The sequence below is a fragment of the Gemmobacter sp. genome (assembly GCF_046292685.1).
Lineage (GTDB): Bacteria > Pseudomonadota > Alphaproteobacteria > Rhodobacterales > Rhodobacteraceae > Wagnerdoeblera.
In genome coordinates, this window is sequence record NZ_JBKBQM010000041.1 from 1 (window position 1) to 26,524 (window position 26,524).

At 69.3% G+C, this 26,524-nt stretch carries 28 protein-coding genes; 14 read left to right on the forward strand and 14 right to left on the reverse strand.

Features of this window, described 5'->3' with window-relative positions:
- The first annotated feature begins 162 nt into the window (after window positions 1-162).
- Window positions 163-1,635 (forward strand): inorganic phosphate transporter, encoded by a 1,473-nt coding sequence (locus tag ACK4S2_RS11665; protein WP_409624319.1) that lies wholly within the window; start codon window positions 163-165, stop codon window positions 1,633-1,635.
- A gap of 4 nt (window positions 1,636-1,639) precedes the next feature.
- Window positions 1,640-1,894 carry a DUF167 domain-containing protein gene (locus tag ACK4S2_RS11670; RefSeq protein WP_409624322.1) on the forward strand — a complete coding sequence of 85 codons (255 nt, stop codon included), beginning with the start codon at window positions 1,640-1,642 and terminating at the stop codon, window positions 1,892-1,894.
- A 20-nt stretch (window positions 1,895-1,914) separates the two neighbouring features.
- Here the strand turns inward: ACK4S2_RS11670 and ACK4S2_RS11675 are convergent, their stop codons facing one another.
- The 6 genes from ACK4S2_RS11675 to ACK4S2_RS11700 all read right to left on the reverse strand — a co-directional run bounded on the left by ACK4S2_RS11675 (window position 1,915) and on the right by ACK4S2_RS11700 (window position 7,765).
- Window positions 1,915-2,895, reverse strand: coding sequence for an FAD:protein FMN transferase (locus ACK4S2_RS11675; protein WP_409624325.1), 981 nt, complete (start codon window positions 2,893-2,895; stop codon window positions 1,915-1,917).
- Window positions 2,876-5,083, reverse strand: a complete 2,208-nt coding sequence (locus ACK4S2_RS11680) for a PepSY domain-containing protein (RefSeq protein WP_409624328.1) — start codon at window positions 5,081-5,083, stop codon at window positions 2,876-2,878. The genes ACK4S2_RS11675 and ACK4S2_RS11680 overlap by 20 nt, the downstream gene beginning before the upstream one ends.
- Before the next feature lie 12 nt (window positions 5,084-5,095).
- Window positions 5,096-5,566 (reverse strand): DUF2271 domain-containing protein, encoded by a 471-nt coding sequence (locus ACK4S2_RS11685; RefSeq protein WP_409624331.1) that lies wholly within the window; start codon window positions 5,564-5,566, stop codon window positions 5,096-5,098.
- Window positions 5,567-5,597: 31 nt separating this feature from the next.
- Window positions 5,598-5,945 carry a hypothetical protein gene (locus ACK4S2_RS11690; protein WP_409624334.1) on the reverse strand — a complete coding sequence of 116 codons (348 nt, stop codon included), beginning with the start codon at window positions 5,943-5,945 and terminating at the stop codon, window positions 5,598-5,600.
- A 157-nt stretch (window positions 5,946-6,102) separates the two neighbouring features.
- Window positions 6,103-7,458: a ferric reductase-like transmembrane domain-containing protein gene (locus tag ACK4S2_RS11695; protein WP_409624337.1), complete on the reverse strand. Its 1,356-nt coding sequence runs from the start codon at window positions 7,456-7,458 to the stop codon at window positions 6,103-6,105.
- Window positions 7,451-7,765, reverse strand: coding sequence for a PepSY domain-containing protein (locus ACK4S2_RS11700; RefSeq protein ID WP_409624340.1), 315 nt, complete (start codon window positions 7,763-7,765; stop codon window positions 7,451-7,453). Before ACK4S2_RS11700 ends, ACK4S2_RS11695 begins: the two co-directional genes overlap by 8 nt.
- 148 nt (window positions 7,766-7,913) lie before the next feature.
- Here ACK4S2_RS11700 and ACK4S2_RS11705 point away from each other — a divergent pair, with 148 nt between their 5' ends.
- Both ACK4S2_RS11705 and ACK4S2_RS11710 read left to right on the forward strand, forming a co-directional pair.
- The gene (locus ACK4S2_RS11705) at window positions 7,914-8,573 is read left to right on the forward strand and encodes a response regulator transcription factor (protein ID WP_409624343.1); all 660 of its coding nucleotides are present in this window, start codon (window positions 7,914-7,916) and stop codon (window positions 8,571-8,573) included.
- Window positions 8,573-9,901, forward strand: a complete 1,329-nt coding sequence (locus ACK4S2_RS11710) for an ATP-binding protein (RefSeq protein ID WP_409624346.1) — start codon at window positions 8,573-8,575, stop codon at window positions 9,899-9,901. The genes ACK4S2_RS11705 and ACK4S2_RS11710 overlap by 1 nt, the downstream gene beginning before the upstream one ends.
- Window positions 9,902-9,913: 12 nt before the next feature.
- Here the strand turns inward: ACK4S2_RS11710 and ACK4S2_RS11715 are convergent, their stop codons facing one another.
- On the reverse strand, window positions 9,914-11,524 hold the full coding sequence (locus tag ACK4S2_RS11715) for an MBL fold metallo-hydrolase RNA specificity domain-containing protein (protein ID WP_409624349.1): 1,611 nt from the start codon (window positions 11,522-11,524) through the stop codon (window positions 9,914-9,916).
- 24 nt (window positions 11,525-11,548) lie between these two features.
- Window positions 11,549-13,393, reverse strand: coding sequence for a PHA/PHB synthase family protein (locus tag ACK4S2_RS11720; protein WP_409624352.1), 1,845 nt, complete (start codon window positions 13,391-13,393; stop codon window positions 11,549-11,551).
- 231 nt (window positions 13,394-13,624) lie between these two features.
- On the opposite strand from ACK4S2_RS11720, the gene ACK4S2_RS11725 reads away from it, so the two are divergent.
- Window positions 13,625-14,107, forward strand: a complete 483-nt coding sequence (locus tag ACK4S2_RS11725; protein ID WP_409624355.1) for a DUF411 domain-containing protein — start codon at window positions 13,625-13,627, stop codon at window positions 14,105-14,107.
- A 15-nt stretch (window positions 14,108-14,122) separates the two neighbouring features.
- On the opposite strand, the gene ACK4S2_RS11730 is transcribed toward ACK4S2_RS11725, so the two are convergent.
- Window positions 14,123-14,983 carry a zinc-ribbon domain-containing protein gene (locus ACK4S2_RS11730; protein WP_409624358.1) on the reverse strand — a complete coding sequence of 287 codons (861 nt, stop codon included), beginning with the start codon at window positions 14,981-14,983 and terminating at the stop codon, window positions 14,123-14,125.
- 171 nt (window positions 14,984-15,154) lie between these two features.
- On the opposite strand from ACK4S2_RS11730, the gene ACK4S2_RS11735 reads away from it, so the two are divergent.
- The 4 genes from ACK4S2_RS11735 to ACK4S2_RS11750 all read left to right on the forward strand — a co-directional run bounded on the left by ACK4S2_RS11735 (window position 15,155) and on the right by ACK4S2_RS11750 (window position 18,086).
- Entirely contained in the window at window positions 15,155-15,826 is a 672-nt protein-coding gene (locus ACK4S2_RS11735; protein WP_409624361.1) for a cell division ATP-binding protein FtsE, read from the forward strand.
- Between the two features lie 2 nt (window positions 15,827-15,828).
- The gene (locus ACK4S2_RS11740) at window positions 15,829-16,728 is read left to right on the forward strand and encodes a cell division protein FtsX (protein ID WP_409624396.1); all 900 of its coding nucleotides are present in this window, start codon (window positions 15,829-15,831) and stop codon (window positions 16,726-16,728) included.
- 10 nt (window positions 16,729-16,738) lie between these two features.
- Window positions 16,739-17,482, forward strand: a complete 744-nt coding sequence (locus ACK4S2_RS11745) for a lysophospholipid acyltransferase family protein (protein WP_409624399.1) — start codon at window positions 16,739-16,741, stop codon at window positions 17,480-17,482.
- Window positions 17,483-17,609: 127 nt separating this feature from the next.
- Window positions 17,610-18,086, forward strand: a complete 477-nt coding sequence (locus tag ACK4S2_RS11750; RefSeq protein ID WP_409624364.1) for a pyridoxamine 5'-phosphate oxidase family protein — start codon at window positions 17,610-17,612, stop codon at window positions 18,084-18,086.
- An 8-nt stretch (window positions 18,087-18,094) separates the two neighbouring features.
- Here the strand turns inward: ACK4S2_RS11750 and ACK4S2_RS11755 are convergent, their stop codons facing one another.
- A complete protein-coding gene (locus tag ACK4S2_RS11755; RefSeq protein ID WP_409624367.1) occupies window positions 18,095-18,556 on the reverse strand; it encodes a GNAT family N-acetyltransferase in 462 nt (153 codons plus the stop codon).
- A gap of 128 nt (window positions 18,557-18,684) precedes the next feature.
- Between ACK4S2_RS11755 and ACK4S2_RS11760 the strand changes: the two genes are divergently transcribed.
- From ACK4S2_RS11760 to lpxK, 3 genes are read left to right on the forward strand one after another with little or no spacing between them, the layout of a single operon-like run.
- Window positions 18,685-18,933: a DUF4170 domain-containing protein gene (locus tag ACK4S2_RS11760; RefSeq protein WP_409624371.1), complete on the forward strand. Its 249-nt coding sequence runs from the start codon at window positions 18,685-18,687 to the stop codon at window positions 18,931-18,933.
- Between the two features lie 12 nt (window positions 18,934-18,945).
- Window positions 18,946-20,151 carry a 3-deoxy-D-manno-octulosonic acid transferase gene (locus tag ACK4S2_RS11765; protein ID WP_409624373.1) on the forward strand — a complete coding sequence of 402 codons (1,206 nt, stop codon included), beginning with the start codon at window positions 18,946-18,948 and terminating at the stop codon, window positions 20,149-20,151.
- Window positions 20,148-21,152 (forward strand): tetraacyldisaccharide 4'-kinase, encoded by a 1,005-nt coding sequence (gene lpxK, locus ACK4S2_RS11770; RefSeq protein WP_409624376.1) that lies wholly within the window; start codon window positions 20,148-20,150, stop codon window positions 21,150-21,152. The genes ACK4S2_RS11765 and lpxK overlap by 4 nt, the downstream gene beginning before the upstream one ends.
- 61 nt (window positions 21,153-21,213) lie before the next feature.
- Here lpxK and ACK4S2_RS11775 read toward each other — a convergent pair whose 3' ends face one another.
- The 4 genes from ACK4S2_RS11775 to puuE all read right to left on the reverse strand — a co-directional run bounded on the left by ACK4S2_RS11775 (window position 21,214) and on the right by puuE (window position 25,590).
- Window positions 21,214-22,698, reverse strand: coding sequence for a nucleobase:cation symporter-2 family protein (locus tag ACK4S2_RS11775; RefSeq protein ID WP_409624379.1), 1,485 nt, complete (start codon window positions 22,696-22,698; stop codon window positions 21,214-21,216).
- A gap of 81 nt (window positions 22,699-22,779) precedes the next feature.
- Entirely contained in the window at window positions 22,780-23,259 is a 480-nt protein-coding gene (locus tag ACK4S2_RS11780) for an ureidoglycolate lyase (protein ID WP_409624382.1), read from the reverse strand.
- Window positions 23,260-23,350: 91 nt separating this feature from the next.
- A complete protein-coding gene (locus tag ACK4S2_RS11785; RefSeq protein WP_409624385.1) occupies window positions 23,351-24,193 on the reverse strand; it encodes a bifunctional allantoicase/(S)-ureidoglycine aminohydrolase in 843 nt (280 codons plus the stop codon).
- A complete protein-coding gene (gene puuE, locus ACK4S2_RS11790) occupies window positions 24,190-25,590 on the reverse strand; it encodes an allantoinase PuuE (RefSeq protein ID WP_409624388.1) in 1,401 nt (466 codons plus the stop codon). The genes ACK4S2_RS11785 and puuE overlap by 4 nt, the downstream gene beginning before the upstream one ends.
- A gap of 149 nt (window positions 25,591-25,739) precedes the next feature.
- Between puuE and uraH the strand changes: the two genes are divergently transcribed.
- Together uraH and ACK4S2_RS11800 are read left to right on the forward strand one after the other, a co-directional pair.
- Window positions 25,740-26,096, forward strand: coding sequence for a hydroxyisourate hydrolase (gene uraH / locus ACK4S2_RS11795; protein WP_409624391.1), 357 nt, complete (start codon window positions 25,740-25,742; stop codon window positions 26,094-26,096).
- Between the two features lie 117 nt (window positions 26,097-26,213).
- A complete protein-coding gene (locus ACK4S2_RS11800; RefSeq protein ID WP_409624394.1) occupies window positions 26,214-26,477 on the forward strand; it encodes a hypothetical protein in 264 nt (87 codons plus the stop codon).
- The last annotated feature ends 47 nt before the right edge of the window (window positions 26,478-26,524 follow it).

The following is a 26,524-nucleotide window of genomic DNA, read 5'->3' on the forward strand; positions in this document are numbered from 1 at the left end:
ATGACGACGAGGGGTGGCATCGGGCACCCATACCTCGCCTCGACCAGCACGACGCTCACCGCTGCCGCCCAAACAGAGGGAAAACTGTTCCGCCTCGTGGACTTCTTCAGCAGCCTGTTAGGGCAAAGCCGGAATGTAACGGTTTCATGACGGGCCGCCCGCTTGGATACCCCGCCGATCAATCAGTGGAAGACGCTCGACAAGGATCTGGGCCGCATCGGCCGGCTGGAACTTGCAACCCAGTATGTCGCCCGGCCGCTGGTGGCGCCGGGTGTGGCGCTGGCCTTTGTGGTGGTGGTTGCCATCGCGGCGGCGGTGTTTTCCGGTGGCTCGCCCGACCGGCTGCTGGTGATTGCGGCGGCGGTGTTCGGGGCCTATACGGCGCTGAACATCGGTGCCAACGACGTGGCAAACAACATGGGCCCCGCCGTGGGCGCCAATGCGCTGACCATGGGCGGCGCCTTGCTGATTGCGGCCATCTGCGAAACGGCCGGCGCGCTGATCGCCGGGGGCGATGTGGTGAACACCATCTCGGGCGGCATCGTGGCGCCCGAGGCATTGGGCGACGGGCGCGATTTCGTCTGGGCGATGATGGCGGCGCTGCTGGCCTCGGCGCTGTGGCTCAATCTAGCGATATGGCTCGGAGCGCCGGTTTCCACCACGCATTCCATCGTCGGCGGCGTGATGGGCGCGGGCATCGCGGCGGCGGGCTTCATGGCGGTGAACTGGCCGACGATGGGCCGCATCGCGGGCAGTTGGGTGATTTCGCCGGTGATGGGCGGGGTCATCGCCGCGGCATTCCTTGCGTTCATCAAGCCGCGGATGATCTACGCCACGGACAAGATCGCTGCCGCGCGCCGTTGGGCGCCGGTTCTGGTCGGGATCATGGCGGGGGCCTTTGCGGCCTATCTGGCACTCAAGGGGTTGTCCAGATTGGTGCGGATCGATCTGGGCACCGCCTTGCTGATCGGGGCGGCCGTTGGCGCGTGCACCTGGGCGTCTTCGGTGCCGGTGGTGCGCCGCCAGTCGATCGGGCTGGAAAACCGCAAGAAATCGCTCAAGAAGCTGTTTGCCTTGCCGCTGGTCATCTCGGCGGCGCTGCTGTCGTTTGCGCATGGCGCCAATGACGTGGCGAATGCGGTTGGGCCGCTGGCGGCGATTGTCGATGCCCTGGGCGACGGGCACGCCGATGCCAGCGTGCAGATCCCCTTGTGGGTGATGATGATCGGGGCGGCCGGCATTTCCTTCGGGTTGCTGCTGTTCGGGCCCAGGCTGATCCGGCTGGTTGGGTCTGAAATCACGCGGCTCAATGCGGTGCGGGCCTTTTGTGTGGCGCTGTCGGCGGCGATCACGGTGATCTTGGCCAGCGCGCTGGGCCTGCCGGTGTCGTCCACTCATATTGCTGTGGGTGCGGTGTTCGGGGTGGGCTTTTACCGCGAATGGCATGCCGAACGCCGGGCGCGGGCGCCGGGGCTGGTCAAGGGCAAGGAGGTCGCGCCCGAGGAACGCACCCGGCGCAAGCTGGTGCGCCGGTCGCACATGCTGACGGTGGCGGCGGCCTGGGTGGTCACGGTGCCGCTGACCGCGCTGCTGGCCGGCGGGCTGTTCGTGGCGCTGCGCCTGATCGCCGGCTAGCGGCATGCGCGGCCCCGACCTCAGCCGGCTTGCGCTGCCCGGGGCGGAGATTGCGGTTCGGGTCACGCCGCGGGCGGGGCGCAACGGCATCGAGGAAACGCCCGATGGGCTGCGTGTTCGGGTGACGGCCCCGCCCGAAGACGGCAAGGCGAACGAGGCCGTGCGCCGCCTGCTGGCCAAGGCCCTGGGCGTAGCGCCGACCCGGCTGGTTCTGGTGCGCGGGGCGACCGCCCGCGACAAGGTGTTTCGCCTGACGTGACCGGGTGGCGGGCCGCGCCTTCAGACGCTGGCGAACCTGTTGGCCGCAGCGGCGCCGAACAGGGCGCCGACACCCACCTGCCGTATTGCCCCGTCCGGCCGCCGTAACAGGAACAGCACCTGCAACCCCAGTTGGCGCGCCAGCGCGGCCCCGGAGTCTGGCCCCAGCACCATCATGGCCGTGGCCCAGGCATCGGCCTCGGCACAGGTCGGCGCGACAACGGTGACCGAGGCCGGCCCGGCGGGCAAGGGCGCGCCAATCCGCGGGTCCATCGTGTGCGACAGGTGCCGGTCGCCCACCTTGACCCGGTGGCGATAGTCGCCCGAGGTGGCCACGGCCGCATCCTGCAAGGCCAGCATCGCCAGGGGGGCGCGGCGGTGCGGGTCGGGCGCCTCGACCGCGACGGTCCAGGGCGCACCGTCGGGCCGCAGGCCCAGGGCCCGCATTTCGCCGTCGATCCCCACCAGACCATCGGCGATGCCGAAGCGGCGCAGCACCTCGGCCAGGCGGTCGGCGCCAAAGCCCTTGGCAATGCCGTTCAGGTCCAGCGTGATAGGGGCGGTCTTGCGCAGGCGCCGTGTGGCGGTGTCCAGCTCCAGCGCCTCTTGCGCCGGCCGGCGCCCCGGCGCCATCGCGGCCCGGACCCGCGCGGGGTCGGGCGGTTCGGCGCCGAAACCCCAGGCGGCGACCGCCGCCCCCATGCCGATGTCGAAGGCGCCCCCCGAGGCCGCGCCGATGCGCAAGCCGAGCTGCAGCACCGACCAGAGCGGTTCCGGCACCGGCAGCCAAACGCCGACCGGGGCCGCGTTCACCCGCATCAGGTCGCTGTCCGGGTTCCAGGTCGACATCTGCGCATCGACCTGGGCCACCGCCTGTTGCAAGGCATCGCGGACCGGGGCGGGGTCGAACCCCGGCGCGGCATGAAACAGCGCGGACCAGCGGGTGCCCATCGTCGGGCCGTTCAGGGCATGGCGGGTGGGGTCAGTAGATGTCTTCGGCATAGCGTCCCTCGGCTTTCAGCAGGGCAGGCGACAGCCCGGCGGGGGCAAGAATGTCTTGGAGGGCGGCTGCGACCCCGGCTGCCATGTCGCGCCCGCCGCAGACCATCACCCGGGCCCCGGCGGCGATCAGCCGCGCGACCTCGGCCCCATCGGCACGCAAGGCATCCTGCACGTAACGCGGCCGGGCGCCGCGCGACACGGCGGTGACCAGCCGGGTCAGCCGGCCATCGCCTTGCCACGCGGTCAGCGCATCTCGATACAGGAAGTCGCTTTCGGGGTGGCGCATGCCGAAGAACAGGTGCACGGGCCGCTTGCGCCGGTTGGCGCGGATCAGCCCGGCCAGCGGCCCGATTCCGGTGCCCGCGCCGATCAGGATCAGCGGCGCCCGGCCGGTGCCGGCGCGGAACCCCGGGTTGGGTCGCACGAAGGCGCGCACGCTGCCCCCCGGTTCCAGCGCCAGCAACTGGTCCGAGCACAGCCCGCCCGGCCGGCGCTTCACCACGATTTCGGCAAACCCGTCCCGGCTGCCCGAGGCGAGCGAATAGAAGCGCGGCGTATCGCTGCCTTCGGGCAGGATGCCCAGCAGATCGCCGGGCTGGAACCGGCCGAACCCCTTGCCCAATAGCCGCTGCCACAACGGAACAGCCGGCAAGGCAAAGCGCAGGATCGCTGTCGGGGCCTGCACCTCGGCGCCGAAATCCTCTCGGGCGGTCAGAACCAGCGGCCGGGTTTTCGGCTGCGCCGGGGCGTGCCGGAGCGTGATCGGCTTGCCAAGGGCTTGGGCCAGGGCCTCGCCCCAGCGTGCGAACTCTTGCGGCGACTGGCGATTGATCGTTTCGTAAGGCAGAAGCAGCCGCCAGCCCTTTGCCGCAACGGCATCGGCAACCGCGGCGGCATAGGCGCAGTAGCCGGCAAAGCTGCGGTCGCCGAAGCCCAGCACCGCAACCGGCGCAGTCGGGGCATGGTCCAGCGCCTGCAGCCGGTCCAGAAACCCGTGGGCCGAGGCCGGGGCCTGCCCGTCGCCTTGCGTGGCCGCCAGCAGGAAGATGCGCTGCGCGGCCGGATACCGGGCCGGGTCGAAGGCCGACATCGGCCCGACATGCACGCGGTATCCCGCGCCGGACAAGGCGGCGTTCAGCGTGGCGGCAAAGCCCCAGGTGCTGCCGGTTTCGCTGCCGACCAGCACGATGGTGTCGGCGCTTCCGGCCGGCAGGTTGCCGCGGATCCGCGCCCCGGCCCGGGGGCGTGTGGCCCAGATCCAGGCGCCCGTCGCGCCCAGCACCGGCACGACCAACGCGGTCAACCCCATGAGCAGCCCCAGCACCGCCGCACCTTGCCCGGTGTGCAGCATGCGGACGACATCCGAGACCCGGTCCATCGTGCTGCGGTCGGTCCAGGACAGAAGCTGCCCGGTGCCCTGATCGATCAGCGCCGTGCCGCGGTCGGTTTTCAGGGTAAAGGCATCGGTCGCATCGCCGGGATAGGGAAAGCTCAGGTCGCGCAGGCTGGCCACCGGGGTTTGCTGCAACAGCGGCATGGTGCCGATGTCGGCCCCTTGCAACCCGCTGGCCTCCACCGCGACAGGTTGCGCCGGTGTGCCCCGCGGCAAGAGGTCGAAGGTGCCCGCGGCCATCCACAGCCCGGTGACCGACAGCAGCACCAACCCCGGCACCACCGCCCGCGCGATGGCCACGTGCCACCGGCCGGCCCACGGGCCTTGCAGCCGCCCGAACCACCGGCGCCACCCGCCGGTGCGCCGTGCCACCAGAACCGCCCCGGACAGTGCCAGTACCAGCATCGCCAGGGCCCCCGCCGCCACGGTCGCCCGGCCCGCATCGCCCAGAAACAGCGACCTGTGCAGCGTGGTCAACCAGCGCTGCACCGGGTTCGGGTCGGCCGAGGCGACGGGCTCTGCCGTTGCGGGGTCGATCACGGCGGCGTGGGGGGTGCCGCCTTCGAACCACCAGGCGGTGATGCGGCCCGAAGGTGCGCGGCGAATGGTTTCCAGCCCCGGATACCGCGCGACAAGCCGCGTCGCCAGGTCTGCAACCGAAAGCCCGGTTTCGGCCTGCGGGGCCTGCAGCCGCTCGGACGCCGGGAACAGCGAAAGTGCGGCCCCGCTGATCGCCATGACGCTCAGCAGCACCAGCGCCGCAAGACCGGGCCAACGGTGAAACGCGCGCAACATCGGGCCGCCTCCTTACATGTCGTAGGAAAAGCGCGCGATGTAGCGGCGGCCCGGCACCGGGGTGCCGGCGCCGGCGCTGGTCAGCGGCACGGCGATTTCGTTCGGGCTGTCGCGCATGTCCTCGACCGCGGCGTCGATGTGCAGGGTGTAGCCGGCATCGAACAGCGCATCCGCCAGGTCGAGCGTGATTTCCAGCGTGCGCCCGGCGCCGACGCTGGCCCCGGTGATGCCGTCGATCTGCGCAAGATCGCCGCCGGTGGCGCGATACCAGTCGGACAGATGTTCGTAATACTTGGACTTTCTGCCGGCCATCCACAGGGTGCCGACATATTTGCCGGCAGGGTCGGTCACATAAAGCGCCAGATAGGCGCCGTCGCCGCCATACTGGGTCAAGGTGGTGCTCAGCGTGACGGGCCGGGCAAGGGCGACGCCGGGAAGGGTCAGCGCCGTCGTCAGCGCCAAGGCGGCAAGAAGGGGTCTCATGACTCTGGTCCTTTCGGTGGATGGGCGCGGTTCAGTTCACCTGCACGCGCGGTGGCGCACCGTTGCCGAACAGCCCGTTGTTCGGCGGTGCGACGGGTGCCATCTGACCCGGCGCCTGAATGGCCCTGCGCCGGGCGTTTCCGCCGTCGTCATCGTCATCATCGTCGTCATCGTCATCGTCGTCATCGTCATCATCGTCGTGCCGCCCCGCGACGCGATAGCCGGTCTTGTGGCGTGCATCGTGTTCGCTGCCGGACACCGCTTCTGCCCGGGCCTCGTGGCCCTTGCGCGGTGCATCGGCAAAGGATGCGGCGGTAACAAAGCCAAGCAGGGTGGCTGCGGCAGTGGTGGCCAGCAGCAGGCGATGGGTGGGTTTCATGGGAAAGCCTCCTTGTTCGTGGTGCTGTCAATCTGCCTTGTTCCCCTGAGCCCATCCTGACGGCATCGCGCTTTTTGCTTCAGCTTGCCGTCAGGAACGAAAACCGCCCGGTCGCAAGGCAACCGGGCGGCCAGCGCAACGAAAGATTCGCCCCGGATCAGGCGAAGTCGAAGGCTTCGAACCGCACGCGGCCCGGCGCCTGGCCCAGGGCGTTCAGCCCTTGAACGATGCTTTCGCGCAGGCGATCCGGCCCGCAGAACCACAGATCGGCCCCCGCAATCGCAAATGGCACCAACCCGACCAGCCGCGCCGCCGTCAGGCGCCCGGTCTGCCCGCTGGCAACCACGGTGAAACCGAAGCGCGGGTTGCGCGCTGCGGCTGCCTGCAGCACCGGCAGACCGATCAGGTCTTCGGGGTCATGGACGCTGACGACAAGGTGGATGTCGCGGGGGTCGTCCGCCTTCAGGCTTTCGGCCCAGGCCAGAAACGGGGTGATGCCGATTCCACCTGCCAGCCAGACCTGGCGCGCCCCGCCCTTGCGAAAGTCGAACCGCCCGTAGGGGCCTTCCAGCAGCACCTGCGCGCCGGGCTGCAAGGCGCCGGGCAGGCGCCGGGTCCAGTCGCCCAGCGTGCGAACCGCCAGCCGCAGCGTGCCGTCCGGTGCAGGGGCGCTGGCGATGGTGAACGGGTGCGGTTCGGCCAGCCCCGCGGCTGGCGACCGCACAAAGGCGAACTGCCCCGGTTGCCAGCGCATCGGCCGCCCTTCGGGCGCCAGAACCAGGCTGACAGTGGTGCCCTGCCGCTCGATGCTGCGCACGGAATAGGTCCGCCGGCGCAACAGCGGGGCAAGGAGTTCGGTATGCACCCAGGCCGCCAGACCCGCCGCGCCGAACCCGTTCAGCAGCCAGGCCAGCGTCGGCGATATGCCGGCCGGCAGGTCGACCAGGAATTGATGGAACAGCACCAGCCCGAACAGAACCCCCATGAAGCGGTGGGCAAGGCGCCACCAGTGATAGGGGGTTTCAAACGGCAGAAAAGGCAGCCGCCGCAGCAGGCTCAGCGCGATCATCGCCAGCAGCGCGTTGAAGGCAAGTTCGCCCGCGCCTTCGGCAAGCTCGCCGGCCGCGGTTTCGCGCACCGCGTGTTCGAATTCGGGTTCGGCCGAATTGTGCAGGATCATCAGCACGAGCGCCGCGATGCCAAGCCATTTGTGCGCGCGGTACATCCGGTCCAGCCCGCCGAACAAGGGCTCCAGCAACCGGGGCCGAGCGGCCAGGATCAATGCCTCGGCCATCACGACCACGGCGGCCGCGCCAAAGGCGATGCCGAGGCCCGCCGCGGCCCCCCAGGGTGCATAGGTTGCCAGACCCAGCCATGCAGCCCAGACGGCAGGGGTGGCCAGCAGCAACGCGCCCGATAGCCCGCGCATGACGTCGCCCGGGGCCATCGGGTGCCGGGCCGGCCAAGGCAGCAGGCTGCTGAGTTTCCAGGCCGGGCGGGAGGTGTCAGTCATCGTTCTGCCCCTTGCGTCTGGCGCGGCCTGCGCTGCCTTCGATTTCCAGCTCGATCACGGCCAGCGTGCCGGGGTGCACCTTGGCCTCGATCCGCCGCCCTTCGGCGTCGCGTCCGTCGATTTCGTAGCAGCCGTCGTCGATCTTGATGCGCCGCACGGTCCAGCCGTTTTGCGCGGCCAGTTGCGCCACGGCCTCGCGCGGTTGCCAGTCGGCCATCGGCACAAAGCAATCGTCGTCGGCCCGCGCTGCGCCGGCGGCCAAAACGGCGGCAACGGCAAGCACCACCATTGTCGTGATACGTTTCATGGTCCACACTCCGTGCAGCGACCCGTTTGCTGGCACCATGCCTTATCCGGCTGACGGGAACCTGAAGGCGCCGGCCCTTGTCGGTCAGCTTTGCGTCAGCCGCCGCGCGCAGTATGGTGCCAGAGCATCAACGCAACCCGGACAAGCCATGCGCATCCTGCTGATCGAGGACGATACCATCCTGGGCGCCGCCGTGCGCGACCAGATGGCGGCCGACGGCCATTCGGTGGATTGGGTCACCCGCCTGGATGCCGCGACCGAGGCGATGGCGACCACGGCCTATGACCTGGTGCTTCTGGACCTCATGCTGCCCGACGGGCGCGGCGTGGCGTTCCTGCGCGCGCGCCGCGGGCGGGGCGATGCGACGCCTGTCATCATCCTGACCGCGCTGGACCAGATTTCCGACCGGATCGAAGGCCTGAACGCCGGGGCCGACGATTACATGGTCAAGCCCTTCGACCTGGCCGAGCTTTCCGCCCGCGTCGGTTCGGTGGCCCGGCGCTATGCCGGCAACCCCAACCCCCTGGTCACGCATGGTCCGCTGCAGATCGACCTGGCGGCTCGGCGGGTGCTGCGCGCGGGCAAGCCGGTTGCGCTGACGGCGCGGGAATGGGCGCTGTTCGAAGCCTTGCTGACCCGCCCCGGGCAGCTGATGTCCAAGGCGCAGCTGGAAGAAAAGCTCTATGCCTTCGATGCCGAGGTCGAAAGCAACACCATCGAGGTGCATGTCAGCCGCCTGCGCAAGAAACTGGGGGCTGACGTGATCGAAACCGAGCGGGGGCTGGGCTACCGGCTGGGTCGGGGTTGATGCGGCCGCGCAGTTTGCAGGCCCGGTTGGCGCTGTCGCTCGGGGTGCTGCTGACGGCACTTTGGGCTGCGGGCGCGGTGGCCACCGGGTTCGTGCTGCAGCGCGAAATGGACAGGGTGTTCGATTCTGCCTTGCAGGAAACCGCGCAGCGCCTGTTGCCCCTGGCGGTCATCGACATCCTGGGGCGAGAGGAGGCCGGCGTGACCCAGCGGCTGGGGGCCATCCGACCGCACGAGGAATACTTTACCTACATCGTGCGCGATGATGCCGGGCAGGTGCTGCTGCAATCGCACGGGGCGGATCCGGCGCTGTTCCCGGCCTGGGCCGGGCCCGGCTTTGCCACCACCGGCAGCCATCGGCTCTACAGCGATGCGGCGGTGCGGGATACGGTGCGCATCACCGTGGCCGAGCCGCTGGCCCACCGCGCTGCGGTGGCGCGCGAACTCCGGCTGGGTCTGGTGGCGCCGTTGCTGGTGGTGGTGCCGCTGGCGCTGGGGGCCATCGTGCTGGCGGTGCAGGCCAGCCTTGCGCCCTTGCGCCGGTTGCGCGACAGCCTTGCCGCGCGCAACGCCCGCGACCTGGCACCGCTGGCCGGAACCGGCCTGCCGTCCGAAATCGCCCCTGTCGTCGCCGCCTTGAACGACTTGCTGGCGCGGCTGGACGGCGCGTTTCAGGCCGAACGCAGCTTTGCCGCCAACGCCGCGCACGAATTGCGCACACCTCTGGCCGGGGCCATCGCACAGGCGCAGCGGTTGCAGGCGGAAAGCGCCGATCCGGCCGCGGTCGCGCGGGCCGCCGATATCGAGGCGACGCTGAAACGCCTGACCCGCCTGTCCGAACGGTTGCTGCAACTGGCCCGGGCCGAAGGCGGGCGGCTCAGGCAGGACCGGGCGACCGATCTGCGCGCCATCGCACAGATGGTCGCCGCCGACCTGGGGCGCGGGTTGCCGCCCGGGCGCATTGCCCTGTGTCTGCCCGAAACCCCGGTGATGTCCGACCTCGACCCCGATGCCTTCGGCATCCTGTGCCGCAACCTGCTGGACAATGCCTTGCGCCACGGGGCCAGCCAGGGCCCTGTGGACCTGACCTTGCAACCCGACGGGCGGCTTTGCGTGGCGAACGACGGGCCCGTCGTGCCGCCCGAGGTTCTGGCTCGTCTGACCGCGCGGTTCGAGCGCGCCGGGGGCCGCGCCGAAGGCAGCGGGTTGGGCCTGGCCATCGTCGCGGCGATCGCCGAACGTATCGGAAGCGACCTGACCCTGCATTCGCCGCGCCCAAGGCAGGCGAGCGGGTTTCAGGTGTGCCTGCAGTTGCCGTTGGCCGGGTGACGGTGGCGCCGGTCAGCCCTGCCGCGCCGGGTCGGGGTCTTCGCCGTCCAGCGCCCGGCGCAAACGGCGGATCAGAACGGCACGCTGCCTTTCGTCGGGGCTGGCTGCCAGCGCATCGTTGATGTCGAGGATCAGGCGCGACAGATCGTTGTGCCAGTCCAGCCGTCCGACCTTTTTCGGCGCCAGTCGCGGCGGCGGGGCATCTTGCAGCCTCTGGGCGCCGGTGGCGGTCAGGGCAAAGGTTTCGTCCAGTTCCGGGCGCTGGATGTGCCTTGGCGCAACAACCCCTTGCAGCCGCGTGGCCAGCCCCTCGATGGCATCGGGCTCGCCGTGGACGAGGAAAACATCGTGGGTCAGCGGCAGCCGGGCCTGCACCCATTTCACCAGTTCCGGCCCGTCGGCATGCCCGGAATACAGGTCCAGCGACCGGATGCGCGCGCGCACCGCAAACTCCTCTCCCTGAATCCGCACCGACCGAGCGCCATCCTGCAGGATGCGGCCCAGGGTGCCTTCGGCCTGATAGCCGGTGAACAGCACGGTGGCCTCGTCGCGCCAGATCCAGTTCTTCAGCCGGTGGCGGATGCGCCCGGCGTCGCACATGCCCGACGCAGCGATGACGATGTGGAACCCGCGCAGCCGGTCCAGCGCCATGCTTTGTTCGCGCGTTTCGGTGAAATGCAGGTTGCGCGCCTTCAGGCCGCGCATCAGCACGGCACCTTCTTCCAGTTCGCGGTGATGCCGGGCAAAGACCTGTGTTGCCCGGGTGGCAAGCGGGCTGTCGATGTGGATCGGAATGTCGGGCAACTGCCCTTCGGCGATCAGCCGGCCGATGTCGCTGACAAGTTCCTGCGCCCGCTCCACCGCAAACGAGGGTATCAGCAGCGCCCCGTCGGGGTGGATCGCGGCGCGCACCTCGTCGCGCAGCAGGGTGCGGCGCCGCTCGGCGCTGGCATCGTCGCGGTCGCGGTCGCCATAGGTGGATTCGCAGACCAGGTAATCGACGCCGGAAGGGCCTTGCGGGTCGGGCTGCATCAGCTTGGCATCCGGCCCTATGTCGCCCGACACCAGCAGCCGCAGCGGGGCGGCGCCATGCGCGATTTCGATTTCGACCGAGGCCGAGCCCAGCAGGTGCCCGGCGTTCCAGAACCTGGCGCGCAGACCCGGCAGCACGTTGAACCAGTCGTTCCGAACGTGCGGGCGGAACAGCGCCATGCAGGCCTCGACATCGTGGCTGTCATAGATCGGTTCCACGCGGTCGCGGTGGCGCTGTTCGGCGCGGCGGTTGAACTGTTCGACCTCGATTTCCTGGATATGGGCGCTGTCGGGCAGCATGACCCCGGCCAGGTCGATCGTGGCCGGGGTGGCATGGATGGCACCCTTGAAGCCGTGGCGCACCAGCTTGGGCAACAGGCCCGAGTGGTCGATATGCGCATGGCTGAGGATGACGGCCGCGACCCGGTCGGGGGCAAAGGGAAACGGGCGGTAATTGAGTTCCTTTTCCGTCTTGGGCCCCTGGAACATGCCGCAGTCGATCAGGATTTGCCCCTGGGCCGTTTCCAGCCGCAGGCACGATCCGGTCACCGCCCCTGCGGCGCCATGAAAGGTCAGGCGTGGATCGGACAAGGCGATCTCCTTCGCGCGCGCCGGTCAGGTCTGGAAGACATAGGTGCCGGGCGCCGCCAGCAGCGGGGCATAACCCTTGTCGGGTGCCCCGATTCCGGGCGGGGGCGTTTGCCCGCTGCTCTTGCCTTGCAGCCATGTGCACCATTCGGGCCACCACGACCCCGGGCGGAATGTCGCCTGGGCGAACCATTCGTCGGGCCCCGAATACAGCGCCCCGGCCGGCCGGTGCGCAATGCCATAACGGCTGCGCGGGTTACCGGGTTCGTTCACGATGCCGCTGTTGTGGCCGCCGCTGGTCAGCACGAAGGTCAGGTCGCAGTCGGTGAACAACTGCGTCTTGTAGACCGAGCGCCAGGGCGCGATGTGGTCGGTTTCGGTGGCAACGACGAACATCGGCGCGTCGATATCCTTCAGCGCGATCACCCGGCCTTGCACGGCAAAGCGGCCGGCGGTCAGCCGGTTTTCCAGGAACAGCCCGCGCAGGTATTGCGAATGCATGCAGGCGGGCATCCGGGTGGTATCGGCCACCCAGACCCCCATGTCGCTCGGCAGGTCGTCCTGGCCCAGGAAATACCGCTTGACCGCCCGCGACCAGATCAGATCCTCGGAGCGGATGGTGGAAAAGGTGCGCGCCATCTGCGGACGGTCCAGATAGCCCTGATCCCACATCATGTCCTCGAGAAACGCGACCTGGCTTTCATCGACGAACAGCAGCAGTTCGCCGGCCTCGGCAAAATCCACCTGCGCGGCCATCAGGGTGATGCTGGCCAGCCGGTCGTCATGGTCGCGCGCCATCGTTGCGGCGGCGATGGCCAGCATTGTGCCGCCCAGGCAATAGCCGACGGCATGCACCTTGCGGTCGGGCACGATGGCGTTCACCGCCTCCAGCGCGGCCATCACACCGCGGGTCCGGTAATCTTCCAGCGAAAGGCCCGCCTGTTCCGCCGTGGGGTTGCACCACGAAATCGCAAAGACGGTAAACCCTTGCGATACCAGATGCCGCACCATCGAATTGTGCGGCGACAGGTCGAGGATATAGTATTTCATGATCCAGGCCGGCACGATCAGCACGGGTTCGGCCTGCACCGACGCGGTTTGCGGGGCATACTGGATCAGTTCGAACAGGTCGTTGCGGAACACCACCGTGCCGGGCGTGCAGGCCAGATCGGTGCCCACCCGGTAGCCTTCCGGTGCGGGGTCGTGCCGTTGGGTGACGGTCTTGACGAAATCCTCGGCAAAATGCGCGGCACCCGTGGTCAGGTTGCGCCCCCCGGTGGCCAGCGTGGCGGCGATGATCTCGGGGTTCAGCTGCGGAAAGTTCGAAGGCGACACCGTGTCGAGCATCTGGCGCGCCATGAAGCGGGTGCGCTCGGCGTCTTCGGGGCTCAGCCCGCGCAGGCGGTCGGTGGCGTGGTCCCACCAGTCCTGAACTGCAAGGAACCCTTGCTGCCACAGGCGAAACGGCAGCAGTTTCCAGCCGGGGTGGGTAAAGCGGTGGTCGAAGGGCTTGGGCGCGAACGGCGGCGGTGCCTTGGGGTCGGTGCTGGCAGCATGGGCCATCAGCCGCAAGGCGTTCTGCTGGGCACGCTCCACCAGCTCCAGTTGCCGCCCCGGCGATTCCGCCAGGTGATAGGCCCAATCCGCCCAGGCCTGCATGAAGGCATGGGTCGAGACCCCGGCACTGAGCCGCGCCAACGTCGCGCGCACGCTGCGGTCGAGGGCCAGATGCGGGTGCGCGTTCTGCGGCGCCGCTGGCACGGGCTGTGGCGCCGCAGGCTTGCCCGCAGGCGCCGGGGGCAGGGCGGGGCGGTCGGGCTTGCGGGCACGGGCCTGCCGGCGGGCGGGCGCGGGTGCAGAGGTCTTCGGCATCGGTTGGCCTTCCTGTTGAGGGCGCTACGGGCGCCGCGCCGGCCACGTTGCGCCGGGCGTCAGTCTAGACCGCATCGTCCGGGTCCGCCAAGGTTCTCGCCTTGATCCAGCGCAACTTTTCGCCATCCGGCCCGCCACGCGGGCTTGCGGTGCCCTTCGGTGGCGGCTGACCCGGCTTGAACCGCAGGGTTGCGCTGCTATCCTGCCCGCACCCACCGCCCGGAGACCCGAATGACCCGACCCGAAGCCTTGTCCCGCCGTTCGCTGATGCTTTCCGGGCTTGCCGCGGCCGGGCTGCTGGTGACCCCTGCGGTGGTGGGCGCTGCCGGCCCGGTGCTGCACGTGGCCAAAGACCCGGATTGCGGTTGCTGCAATGCCTGGATCGATATCCTGCGCGCCGCCGGCCTGTCGGTGACGGTCGAACACCTCGACCCCGGTCGGCTCCTCGCGCTCAAGCGAGAGTCCGGCATCCCCAAAGCCGCCTTTTCCTGCCACACGGGCCGCATTTCCGGCTACGTGATCGAAGGGCATGTTGCGGTTGCCGACATTCGGCGGTTGCCGGACGAAAGACCCGACGCGATCGGTCTGGCGGTGCCCGGCATGCCTTACGGGTCGCCCGGCATGGGCCCCGAGACAGCGCGCGAAGCCTATGACGTGCTGCTTGTGCGGCGCGACGGCCGTCTGGAGGTTTTCAACCGTTACGAAGCGGCCTGAGCCGCCGGCGCGGCATCAGCCCTGCAGCGTGCCCAGCAAGCCGCGCACCAGACCGTCCAGCGCCAGACGCGCCTTGTCCACCACGGCCACGAACCCGTCGAGCGCCGGGCGCAGCTGCGGCCAGGCTTCGCCAAGCTGTTCGGACTGGGCATAGGCGGTCCAGCCCAGGCCCCCCAGCACCAGCACCAGCAGGAACCCGCGCCGAAAGCCGCTGCGCTGGCGTTCCGGGGTGTCGGGCAAGGCACTGCCAGGCGCGCCGTGGCGGGTGGCATTGCTGGCGTCCAGCGTGGAGTTGATGCGGTCGATGTCGGGCAGCAGTTCGCGCCGGGCGGGGCGTGCGGGGGCTGGCGGCGCGCCGCCGGGGGCCGGTGCGACAGCCTCCTCGGGCTCGGGCGCCGTGGCCGGCGTGGCGCGGGGGCGGATGCGCAAGGCCGGGGCAGGGTCGCCCAGGCCCAGTTCCGGCTGCATCTCCAGGCCGCGGCCGGCGGCGCGGGCGGCTTCTTCGGCCCGGGCGCGGGTTTCGCGTTCGGCCTCCTCGCGCAGCACGGCCAGCAGGCTTTCGTCCAGCGTATGGCGGCGCAGGACCTGGGGGTCGGGTTCCTCGGCGCCCGGCGCCAGATCGGGTTCGGGTTCCGGCCTTGCCGCTGCCGGCCTTGTCGCTGCCGGCATGGTCGGCGGCGCCGGCGCGGCCGGAACCGTCGGCGCCACGACGGCCGCGATATCGTCATCCAGCGCAAGGTCTGACTCGGCGGCGCCCTCCGGGGGCTGGAACCAGACATGCCCGCAATCGGAACATTGCACGTCCCGCCCCGTTTCGGGGATCAGGCTGGCGTCCACCTCGTACTGGGCGTCGCAATTCGGGCAGATCAAACGCATCGGCCGTATCCCCATGCTGGCCGCCCGCCCCCCGGGCCCCACCAATCGCGCGAACCTTAACAAGGGAATTGCGGCAGTTCCAGCCCGGGCAGGATGCGGCGAACGGCCTTCCTTGCAAGGCTTCGCGCTGCGGGCCATTCTGCGCGGGCCTGATTCGCCAGAGGAGCCCGCGTGATTTCGTTCGACAAGGTGGGATACAGCTATGGCGGTGGCGAGCTTTTGTCCGACATCTCGCTGGTGCTGGCGCCGGGATCGTTCCATTTCCTGACCGGGCCGTCGGGGTCGGGCAAGACCACGTTCCTCAAGCTGTGCTATGCCGACCTGCTGCCCAGCTCGGGCCGGCTGACCCTGTTCGACAAGGAAGTCCGCGGGCTGAGCCGCGACGATGTGGCGCTGGTGCGCCGCCGCGTGGGGGTGGTGCACCAGGATTGCCAGTTTCTCGACCATCTGCCGGTGGCGGCCAATGTGGCCTTGCCGGCAACCGTGACGGGGCGCGAACCCGACGTGGCCGATTTGCAGGATCTGCTGGGCTGGGTCGGGCTGCGCCCGCTGGCCGATGCGCTGCCGCCCTCGCTTTCTGGGGGCGAACGGCAGCGCGCCGCGGTGGCGCGGGCGGTCATCATGTCGCCCGAGGTGATCGTGGCCGACGAGCCGACCGGCAACCTCGACTGGGACATGTCGTTGCGGCTGCTCAAGCTGTTCGTCGAGCTCAACCGCATGGGCAAGACCATCGTGGTCGCCACCCATGACATGAACCTGATCCGGGCAGCCAAGGGCCAAGTTTCGGCCCGCGTGCTGCGTATTGCCAACCGGCGGGTGCAACTGGCGGGGGCAGACCTGTGAATGTGAAGGCATTGCCGCAGCGGCTGGGCCTGGGCCGCGACCGCGCGTCCGATCGCGTGGTGCCCCCCACCGGCCACACCGCCTGGCTGACAGGTTTCACCGCCGGGGCCATGACCTTTCTGGCGGTGTTCGCGCTGGCGCTGTCGCTGGCCTCGGGGCGGCTGGCCGACCGCTGGTCCGACGCCTTGACCAGCACCGCAACGATCCGCATTTCCGCCCCGCCCGACCAGATGGCGGCCCAGACCCGCGCGGTTCTGGACCTGTTGGCGACCACGCCGGGGGTGGCCGGCCCGCGGGCGCTGAGTGCCGCGGAACAGCGCGCGCTTCTGGAACCCTGGTTCGGCCCCGACCTGCCGGTGGACAGCCTGTCCTTGCCGCAGCTGGTGGAGTTTACCGAGGCGGAAGGCGGCTATGATGCCCAGGGCCTGCGTCTGCGCCTGCAGGCCGAGGCACCGGGCGCCGTGCTGGATGACCACACCCGCTGGCGCCGGCCGCTGGCCGTGGCGGCCGAGCGGTTGCGCCTGCTGGGCTGGTTGTCGCTGGCGCTGATCGGCGGGGCGATGGCGGCCATGATTACCCTTGCCGCCAATGCCGCACTTGCCGCCAATGCGCAGGTGATCCGCGTGTTGCGGCTGGTCGGCGCGCAGGATGGTTTCATCGCCGGGGCCTTCGTGCGCCGCTTTACCTTGCGCGCGGCGGCGGGTTCGGCGGCCGGCATGGCGGCCGGCATGCTGGGAATTCTGCTGCTGCCGTCGGCGGATGCCGCGGGCGGGTTCCTGACGGGCCTCGGGTTTCAGGGCCGGGGGTGGCTCTTGCCGCTGATGCTGCCGCTGCTGGCCGCGCTGGTGGCCTGGGCGGCCACCCGCACCGCCGCACTGGCGAAACTGAGGGAGTTGAACTGACATGACCCGCATGGGGCCGCTGAGGCTGGGCCTGCAATACGTGCTGTCGCTGGTGTTCATCGTGCAGATGTATCTGGCGATGGCGGTGATGGGGGTGCTGTTCCTGCCTTGGGCGCTGGTCAGCCCGCGCGGCGCCTATGCCGCCTGCCACCTTTACTGCCGCTGGGTCATCGGTTCGGCCCGCCTGCTTGTCGGCCTGCGGTCCGAGGTGCGGGGGGCCCCGCCGCGCGATGCGGTTCTGATCGCGGCCAAGCACCAGTCGTTCTTCGATATCCTGCTGATCTTCTCGGCCGTGCCCCGCGGGCGCTTCATCATGAAGAAGGAACTGCTCTGGACCCCGATCCTCGGCCAGTATGCCACACGCATCGGCTGCATCGCGGTCGATCGCGGCAAGCGTGGCGCCGCCATCAAGAAGATGCTGGCCGAGGCCAGGGCCCGCCACGACGCGGGCGGTCAGCTCATCATCTATGCGCAAGGCACCCGGGTGCCGCCGGGCGAAAAGCGGCCCTACAAGATCGGCACCGGCGCGATCTACCAGGATCTCGGGCAGGATTGCGTGCCGGTTGCCACCAACGTCGGTGTGCTCTGGCCCAAGCGCAGCCTGCTGCGGATGCCGGGCGTGGCGGTAGTGGATTTCCTGCCGCGCATTCCGGCCGGCAAGCCTGTGGGCGAATTCATGGCCGAACTGGAACGGGTGGTCGAGGAACGGTCCGATGCCCTGATGGCCGAAGCGGGGTTTCGGGCGCCGCGATGACCGGCTGGATCACCGACCTCGACAGCCTCCATGCCCATTACGGCACGCCCAAGGCCCCCGCCTTGCGCAAGGCGGCGCCCGGCTGACCCCGGCCTGTGCGGCTTTCCTCGCACGGTCCAGGTTCGGCGTGCTGTCTGCCGTCGGTCCCGAAGGCACCGATGGCAGCCCGCGCGGCGACCGCGACCCGGTGGTGACGGTGGCCGACCCCGAAACCCTGCTGTTGCCCGACTGGCAAGGCAACGACCGCATCGAAACGCTGCGCAATATCGTGCGCGATGGGCGCGTCAGCCTGTTGTTCCTGATTGCCGGCTTCACCACTGCGATCCGGGGCAACGGCACGGCGCGCGTCTCGGCTGCCCCTGCGCTTCGTGGCCGTTTCGAACGCGAAGGCCGGCACCCGCGCACCGTGATGGTGATCCGGGTGGCCGAGGTCTATGCGCAATGCCCCCGCGCCTTGCAGCGGTCGAAACTGTGGGTCTGCGGCAACCAGTTGGCCGGTTTGCCCACATTCGGCACCATGCTGGAACAGGCGACGGATGGCGCGATCGACGGCGCGGCCTATGACGTCGAACGCGCGACCCGCGCCCATCCGGGCTGGTGGTAGACCCTGGGTCAGGCGACAACGCTGCGGCGAAAGGTAATGGTCATCGGCCGGTCGTAGCCTGCGTGGGCGGTGCGGCCGACTTCGGCAAAGCCAAGGTGGCGGAACGTGGCCTGGTTCGCCGCCAGCTCGACCCTGGTCTGCAACTCCAGCCACGGCAGGCCCGATCCGGTCGCGCGCCGGTTCGCCATGTCGATCAGCGCCTTGGCATGGCCTTGCCTGCGATGCGGTGCGGCAACCGCCAGCTTGCCGATGAAAAGCGCATCGGCCTTGGTCGTTAAGGACACGCAAGCCACCGGCGAGGCGCCGATCGCCCAGATTTTCCCGGTTTCCGCCTGCCGCTCGATTTCGGCCAGCGTCAGCCGGTGCAGCGCGGAGGGCGGGTCGATCACCCCGTCCATATATGCGAATTCCGCCCGGGTCAGCGCCAGAACGGCGGGCCAGTCCCTGGGGGTTGCACGGGTCGGGGTCATGGGGCGGGTGCTTCGGCCGGGTCGGGGCCGGGTGCGGCGGCGGGGGCGGGCCGGTCAAGCCGCGCCGATGGCTTGACCCCGGGGGCGCATCGTCTAGTCTGTGCAGGCGCAGCGAAACGGGGTTCGGCATGGAAAAACAGCGTCTGCATCTGGTGTTCGGGGGTGAACTGGTGAACCCGTCCAGCACCGAGTTCCGCAATGTCGATGATATCCACATCGTCGGCATGTTCCCCGACTATGCCAGCGCCTACAAGGCCTGGAAGGCCGAGGCGCAGCGCACGGTCGACAATGCCCACATGCGCTATTTCATCGCCCACCTGCATCGCCTGCACGACGAGGCGCAGCCGACCGCCGGGGCATCGGAACTCGGCCGGTAAGGGCAGCACGGCATGCTGCCGCTGGGCCTGCGGCTATATCGCCTGCTGAATGGCGAGGAGTCGGGGCCCGCCCCGGCCAACTGGCCGCAACGGCCGGTGGGGCGTGTGGTGTGGCTTCATGCCCCGCGGGCCGGCAGCGGCCGGTCGATGCCGCCGCTGGCACAGGCGCTGGTCGCCGAAGGGCTGGCCGACACGGTGATCGTGACCTGCCCGGGGCTGGCGGTTTGCCCTTCGGCACTGGTGGTGTCGCCGCCGGCCGACAGCCCCGAATGCGTTGCAGCCTTTCTCGATCACTGGCGGCCCGATCTGGGCATCTGGTTCGACGGTTGCATGCGGCCGGTGCTGCTGCATGCGCTGGCGGCCCGCAAGGTGCCGATGATGCTGGTCGATGGCCGGGTGCCCGATCTGCCAGGGGCGCGCTGGTGGCCTCGGTTGTTGCCGGGGTTGCTGGCGCCGTTCCGGCACGTGCTGGTCACCGATGACGAGGCCGCGCGCCTGTTCCAGCGGGCGGGCGCGCCCGAAGGCTCGATCCGGGTCTGCGGCCCGCTGGAAGAACCCTCGCACGTGCTGCGCGTGACCGAGGCCGAGCGGGCCGCGCTGGCGCGCACCATCGGCACGCGCCCGGTCTGGCTGGCCGTCGGCGTGCCCGAGGCCGAGGACGATGCCGTGGCCGCCGCGCACCTGTCGGCGCTGCGGCTGGCGCACCGGTTGCTGCTGATCCTGGTGCCCGATGTGCCGGCCCGGTCGGCGGCGCTGGCCGAACGGTTGCGGGGCCAGTTCGGGCTGGATACCGCGCTGCGATCGGCCGAGCCCGAGCCGATCGAGGAAGCGCAGGTCTATATCGCCGATACCGAAGGCGAGCTGGGCCTGTGGTATCGCCTGGCGCCGGTCACTTTTCTGGGCGGCACGCTGGCAGGGCCGGGTCCGCTGCGCCCGCCGTTCGAGCCTGCGGCGATGGGTTCGGCCATTGTCCACGGGCTGGAACTGGGCTCCGAAGGTCGGGCCTTCGACCGGCTGCGCCAGGCGGGGGCAAGCCGCGTGGTGCCCGGTGCGGCCGATCTGGGCGAGGCGGTAGGCGACTTGCTGGCGCCCGACCGTTGCGCGCGTCTGGCGCAGGCCGCCTGGGGCGTGGTCAGCGCCGGGGTCGAGGCAACGGCGCTGGCGGTGACGCTGGCCGGCGCCTTGCTGGACGAAGCCGCCCCCGAAGCCGCATCATGAGCCGGGCGCCCGGGTTCTGGTTTGCCCCGCCCGACCGGCCCGGACTGGCGGCCCGGCTGCTGGCACCGCTGGGCTGGCTTTATGGCCGGGCCACGGCCTTGCGCCTGAGGCGTGGCGGGGCCGGATATCGGGCCGGGGTGCCGGTGATCTGCGTGGGCAACCTGAACGCCGGCGGCACCGGCAAGACACCGACCTGCATCCTGCTGGCCGATCTGCTGGCCCGCCGCGGCCTGCGGGTGGCGGTGGTCAGCCGCGGGCATGGTGGGCGCTTGCCCGGACCCGTGCAGGTGGACCCGGCCCGGCATACGGCCGAGGAGGTCGGCGACGAACCGCTGCTGCTGGCGGCCTTTGCCCCGGTGGTGGTGGCGCGCGACCGGGCCGCGGGGGTCCGGCTGGCCGAACAGGCAGGGGCCGAGGTGGTGTTGCTGGACGACGGGCACCAGAACCCTTCGGTGGCCAGGGATCTGTCCATCGTCGTGGTCGATGCCGCGCGCGGGTTCGGCAACGGCCGCTGCCTGCCGGCCGGCCCGCTGCGCGAACCCGTGCCGGCGGGCCTGGCCCGCGCCGACCTGCTGCTGACCATCGGCGATGCGGCGGCGCAGGCCCGGTTCGATGCGGTCTGGGGCGCGGCCTGCGCCGCCCTGCCGCGCCAATGCGCCGAATTGCGCCCGCTGGCGATGGGCATGGACTGGGCAGGCGAACGCGTTCTGGCCTTTGCCGGCATCGGCCACCCGGAAAAGTTCTTCGCCACCCTGGCGGCACAAGGCGCCGAGCTGGTCGGCGCCGTGGCACTTGGCGACCATCAGCCCTTTGCCCCCGCGCTTCTGACCCGGCTGGAGGCCGAGGCCGTGGCAAAGCGCGCGCAACTGGTGACCACCGAAAAGGATGCCGTCCGCCTGCCGCCCGCCTTCCGGCGCAAGGTGCTGACGCTGCCGGTGCGGCTGGTGCCGGCGCCGGGCGAAAGTGCGCTGGGCCGGGCGCTGGATCGGCTTTGCCCTTGAAACGCGCGGCCGCCCGGATTGCCCCGGGCGGCCGCCGTTCCTGCCCGCATGGTGCGGCCGCTCAGTGGTCGGCCACCATCGCCGCCCCCTTGGCGTCTTCGACCGAGCCCTTGGCGCCGTTGAAGAAGGCGTTGAGCAGCACCGCCGCGATCGAAGCCAGCAGGATGCCGGATTCGATCAGCGCATGCAGGCTGTGCGGCATCCACATCTTGAAGTTCGGGGCGACCAGCGGGATCATCCCGAAGCCGATCGACACCGCGACGATGAACAGGTTGTTGCGGTTCTTGGAAAAATCCACATTGGCGAGGATGCGGATCCCGGTGGCCGCGACCATGCCGAACATCACCAGACCGGCGCCGCCCAGAACCATCGTCGGCACGGCCTCGACCAGCGCGCCCATCTTGGGCAGCAGCCCCAGCACGATCATGATGACCCCGCCCGCAACGCAGACGAAGCGGCTTTTCACCCCGGTCACGCCGACAAGCCCGACGTTCTGGCTGAAGGACGTGTAGGGGAAAGTGTTGAACACCCCGCCGATCAGCGTGCCCAGGCCATCGGTGCGCAGGCCAGCCGACAGCATCGGGCGGTCGATCTTCTTGCCGGTCAACTCGCCCAGGGCCAGGAACATGCCGGTGGATTCGATCATCACGACGATCATCACCAGCGACATGGTCAGGATCATCACCGGGTCGAAGGTCGGCATGCCGAAGTGGAACGGGGTGATCAGGCCGAACCAGTCGGCCTCGGCGACCTTGTCGAAGTGCATCCTGCCGGTTGCAACCGCGATCACGGCGCCGATGACGATGCCGAGCAAAACCGAGATGTTCGCCACGAAACCGCGTCCGAACCTGGCGATGGCCAGGATGGCGACCAGCACGATGGCCGATATGGCGATGTTGCCCAGGGGCGCATAGGCCGGGTTCGGGGCCTTGGGGGCAAGGCCCAGCCCCGGGGGCGGCTCTGCGATGCCGGCGGCACCGGCCCTGGCGGCTTCGGTCACGGTTTTCAGCCATTCGGCATGGGCCGGGTCGACGATCTGCGGCGCCGTCGGCCCCACCGGGTTGCCGAAGATCCAGTTGATGCCGACCCGCATCAGGCTGACGCCGATCACCAGGATGATGGTGCCGGTCACCACCGGCGGAAAGAACCTGAGCATCCGCGAGATCAGCGGCGCAATCAGGATCGAGATGATGCCCGCGGCGATGATCGCCCCGAAGATCGCTTGCGCGCCTTCAGGCCCGGATTGCATGTTGGCAAACCCGATCATCGGGCCGACGGCAGCAAAGGTGACGCCCATCATCACCGGCAGCCTGATGCCGAACCACTGGGTTGCCCCGAGCGACTGGATCAGCGTGACGATGCCGCACACGAACAGGTCGGCAGAAATCAGGAAGGCCACGTCTTCGGGTGGCAGCTTCAGCGCGCGCCCGACGATCAGCGGCACCGCCACCGCGCCAGCATACATCACCAGAACGTGCTGCAACCCGAGTGTGAAAAGCTTGGGTGGCGCGAGAACCTCGTCCACCGGATGCACGGATGTGCTCATGTTGTCTCCTCCGATCCCGTGGGGGCATCTTGTTGTTGCCGGCGCCGCATGCCCCCTTGATGCGGTCGGTTCAGGGCCCGCTCAGGGGGCAAGCACCGTCCAGGGCTGGCTGTAGCGGTGTTCTTCGAGGTTGGCGGTGGCGCCGATGCGGTCCACCACTGCGAAAAGCCCCGGCGCGTGCAACGGCGTCAGGACGCCATGCCAGGTGCCGCGGTTGAGGTTGATGCCCTGGCCCGGCGCCGTGACGAAGGCTTGCGGCGCGGCGTCGGGATCCGCCGACACGATGACGAGAAAGGGGTTCTGCGTCATCGGAAGGAAGGCTTGCGAGCCTTGCGGGTGACGCTCGATCAGGTCGAAGGCATAGGGCAGGGCGCGCGGTTCGGCATGGAAGATCGAGATGCCGGCACGGCCCTCGGGGCCGAAGTCGAGTTGCGCCCGGTCGTGGAAGCGGCGGCAGAGCCCGGCGTTGATCAGCCGGTAATCGCCCGTGGCCTCCAGCACCTGGCCAAAGGGCGCGAAGGCCTGGGCGGTCAGCGGGCGGGCGATGAGGGTGCGCGACATCGGGGCGGGGGTCCTTGTGGCAGGCCGGAGAAGCGGGGGTTTCACACCCCCGCACCCCCGTGGGATATTTTCGGACAGAAAATGGGGCCGTTCAGCGCAGGCGCCCGAAGGCGCCGGGGCCGCGCAGGTTGGCGTGGCGGTTGACATCCTTGTAGAGCAGATAGCGGAAGGGGCCGGGGCCTGCGGCATAGCAGGCCTGCGGGCAGTAGGCGCGCAACCACATGAAATCGCCGGCCTCGACCTCGACCCAATCGCGGTTGAGCTTGTAGACGGCCTTGCCTTCCAGCACGTAGAGGCCGTGCTCCATAACATGCGTTTCCTCGAAGGGGATCACGCCGCCCGGCCGGAAGGTGACGATATTGACATGCGCGTCGTGGCGCAGGTCGCCGGGGTCGACAAAGCGTGTGGTGCCCCAGCGTTCCGCGGTGTCGGGCATCCAGAGCACCGGCGTTTCCTTGTCGGAGGTGACGAAAGCTTCGGGCGCGCCGATACCGGGGGCAGGTTCGTAGAGTTTGCGCAGCCAGTGAAAGCGGGCGGGTGCTGCGCCTTCGGCCAGCAGGGTCCAGCGGCTGCCGGCGGGGATATAGGCATAGCTGCCGGTGTCGAGCTCGTGGCCGACGCCGTCGATGGTGAGCGTGGCGAGCCCGCCGGTAAAGAACAGCCAGTGTTCGGCGCCATCCTCGGCATCGGGGGCGTCGGAACCGCCGCCGGGCTGAACCTCCATCACGTATTGCGAAAAGGTTTCGGCAAAGCCCGACATCGGCCGTGCGATGACCCAGAGCCGGGTATCGCGCCAGCCGGGCAGGAAGCTGGTCACGATATCGGAAAAGCAGCCGCGCGGGATGAAGGCGTAGGCTTCGGTAAAGACGGCGCGCTGGGTCATCAGCGCGTTTTGCGGCGGCAGGCCGCCCGCGGGGGTGAAATAGGGCGTCATTTCAGCATGTCCTGAAGGCGGATTTCGGCGATCCGTTCGACCTGGGCGCAGGCGGTGGCGAATTCGGTGGCGGTGTCGTTGCCGATGCGGGTGTGAAAGGCGGCAAGGATGCTGGCCTTGCTGTGGTCGCGCACCGCGATGATGAAGGGAAAGCCGTGTTTTGCGACGTAATCCGCGTTCAGCCGCTGGAAGGTGGCGCGTTCCGCGTCGGTCAGCGCGTCGAGCCCGGCGCTGGCCTGTTCCTGCGTCGATTCGGGCGTCAGGCGTTTGGCGGCAGCCAGTTTGCCCGCAAGGTCGGGGTGGGCGCGCAGCACGCCGAGGCGGTCTTCGGCGCTGGCGCTGCGGAACATGCGGGCCAGCGCCGAGTGGACGCCGACAGCGCTGTCATGCGCGGGGCCGAGTTCCAGCGCCCAGGCGCGTTCCGCGATCCAGGGGGAATGTTCGAACACGCCGCCGAAGCGTTCGACGAAGCGTTCGCGGGACATCCGGCTGGGCCGCTCGCGGCGGGTTGCCGGGTGATGCGCGGCCCAGTGCGCGGCGATCTGGCTGCGGCTGGCGAACCAGGCGCCGCCCTTTTCGGCCGCGTAGTCCAGAAAGCGGATCAGCCCGGCGATCTTGCCTGGGCGGCCGATCAGCCGGCAATGCAGCCCGATGGAAAACATCCGCCCGCCTTCGGCGTGCAGCACATCGAAGCTGTCCTTGAGATACCGAAAGAACTGCTCGCCTTCGATATAGCCCGGTGCGGTGGCAAAGCGCATGTCGTTGGCTTCGAGCGTGTAGGGGATGACCAGTTGGTCACGGTCGCCGGCTTCTATCCAATAGGGCAGGTCGTCGTCGTAGGTGTCGGAAATCCAGGGCAGGCCCAGTTCGGCGGTCAGCGCGACGGTGTTGACCGAACAGCGCCCGGTGTACCAGCCGGTCGGCGGGGCACCCACGACCTCGGTGTGCAGGCGCACGGCCTCGGCGATCTGGCGGCGTTCTTCCTCCAGTGGCATGTCGCGGTGATCGACCCATTTCAGGCCGTGGCTGGCGATATCCCATCCGGCCGATTTCATCGCGGCCACCTGTTCGGGGGCACGGGCCAGCGCGGTGGCCACGCCATAGATCGTGACCGGCAGGTTGCGCGCGGTGAACAGGCGGTGCAGCCGCCAGAACCCGGCCCGCGCGCCGTAATCGTAGATCGATTCCATGTTCCAGTGGCGCATGCCCGGCCAGGGCTGCGCCCCCGCGATATCGGACAGGAACGCCTCGGACGCGGCGTCGCCGTGCAGGATGTTGTTTTCGCCGCCTTCTTCGTAGTTCAGCACCAGGCTGATCGCCACGCGGGCGCCGCCGGGCCATTGGACAGCGGGCGGTGTGGCGCCGTAGCCGGTGAAATCGCGGGGATAGCGGTTCATCTTGCCCTCGTGTCTTGTCGTCATTTCATCGATAGCGCGAAAGATGCGGGGGCAGTTTCAAGATTTTCCCGAAGCACCTGTCGCACCGCGCCATGATGGCAGAGCAGGCCCGCTTGGGGCAAAGTGGTGCAAAGACAGGAGGACGACGCATGGCCGGATGGCTGACCACTCACGTTCTGGATACGGCCCGGGGTTGCCCGGCCCAGGGGTTGCGCATTGCGCTGTATCGCATCGGGCCGCGCGGGCACGAGAAGCTGGCCGAGCTGGAAACCAATGCCGATGGTCGGACCGATACGCATATCCTGCCGGCCGAACGCTTTGCGGTGGGCACCTATGAACTGGTCTTCCATGCCGGCGACTATCTGCGCGCCAGCGGGCAAGGCGGGGCCGAGCCGCTGTTTCTGGACCAGGTGCCGATCCGGTTCGGCATGGCCGACCCGGAGGCGCATTACCATGTGCCGCTGCTGCTGTCGCCTTACGGCTATTCGACCTATCGCGGGTCGTGATCCGGCAAGCGGCGTGATGCGGCCGCCGGTCAAAATCAATTCGCCTACGACCAGTTTGCCAGAATTATGGCATGGAGGCGCAACGCGGGGAGGCCGGGACGAGCGCATGTGCGGGCGGTGCTGCTGACGGCCGAAGGGCGGTTCCTTCCGGTCGGCGGCGACATCCGCAGCCTCGCGAAGGATCCTGCGGCGTTGCCCGGTATCGTCAAGGACTGCAGCTCGGATCTGCATCCGGTCATCGCGCGGCTGCCACGGATGGATGCGCCGGTGGTCTGCGCCGTGCGTGGCGACCTGGCCGCGCGGGCAGCGTGTCGCTGGCTGCGTTTTCGGATGTGCCGTTTGCGGCCGAAGGGGTCCGGTTCAGTGCCGCCGTCTCCATGATCGGGTTCTGTGCCGACAGCGGCACGACCCTGTCCTTCTCGGCCGGC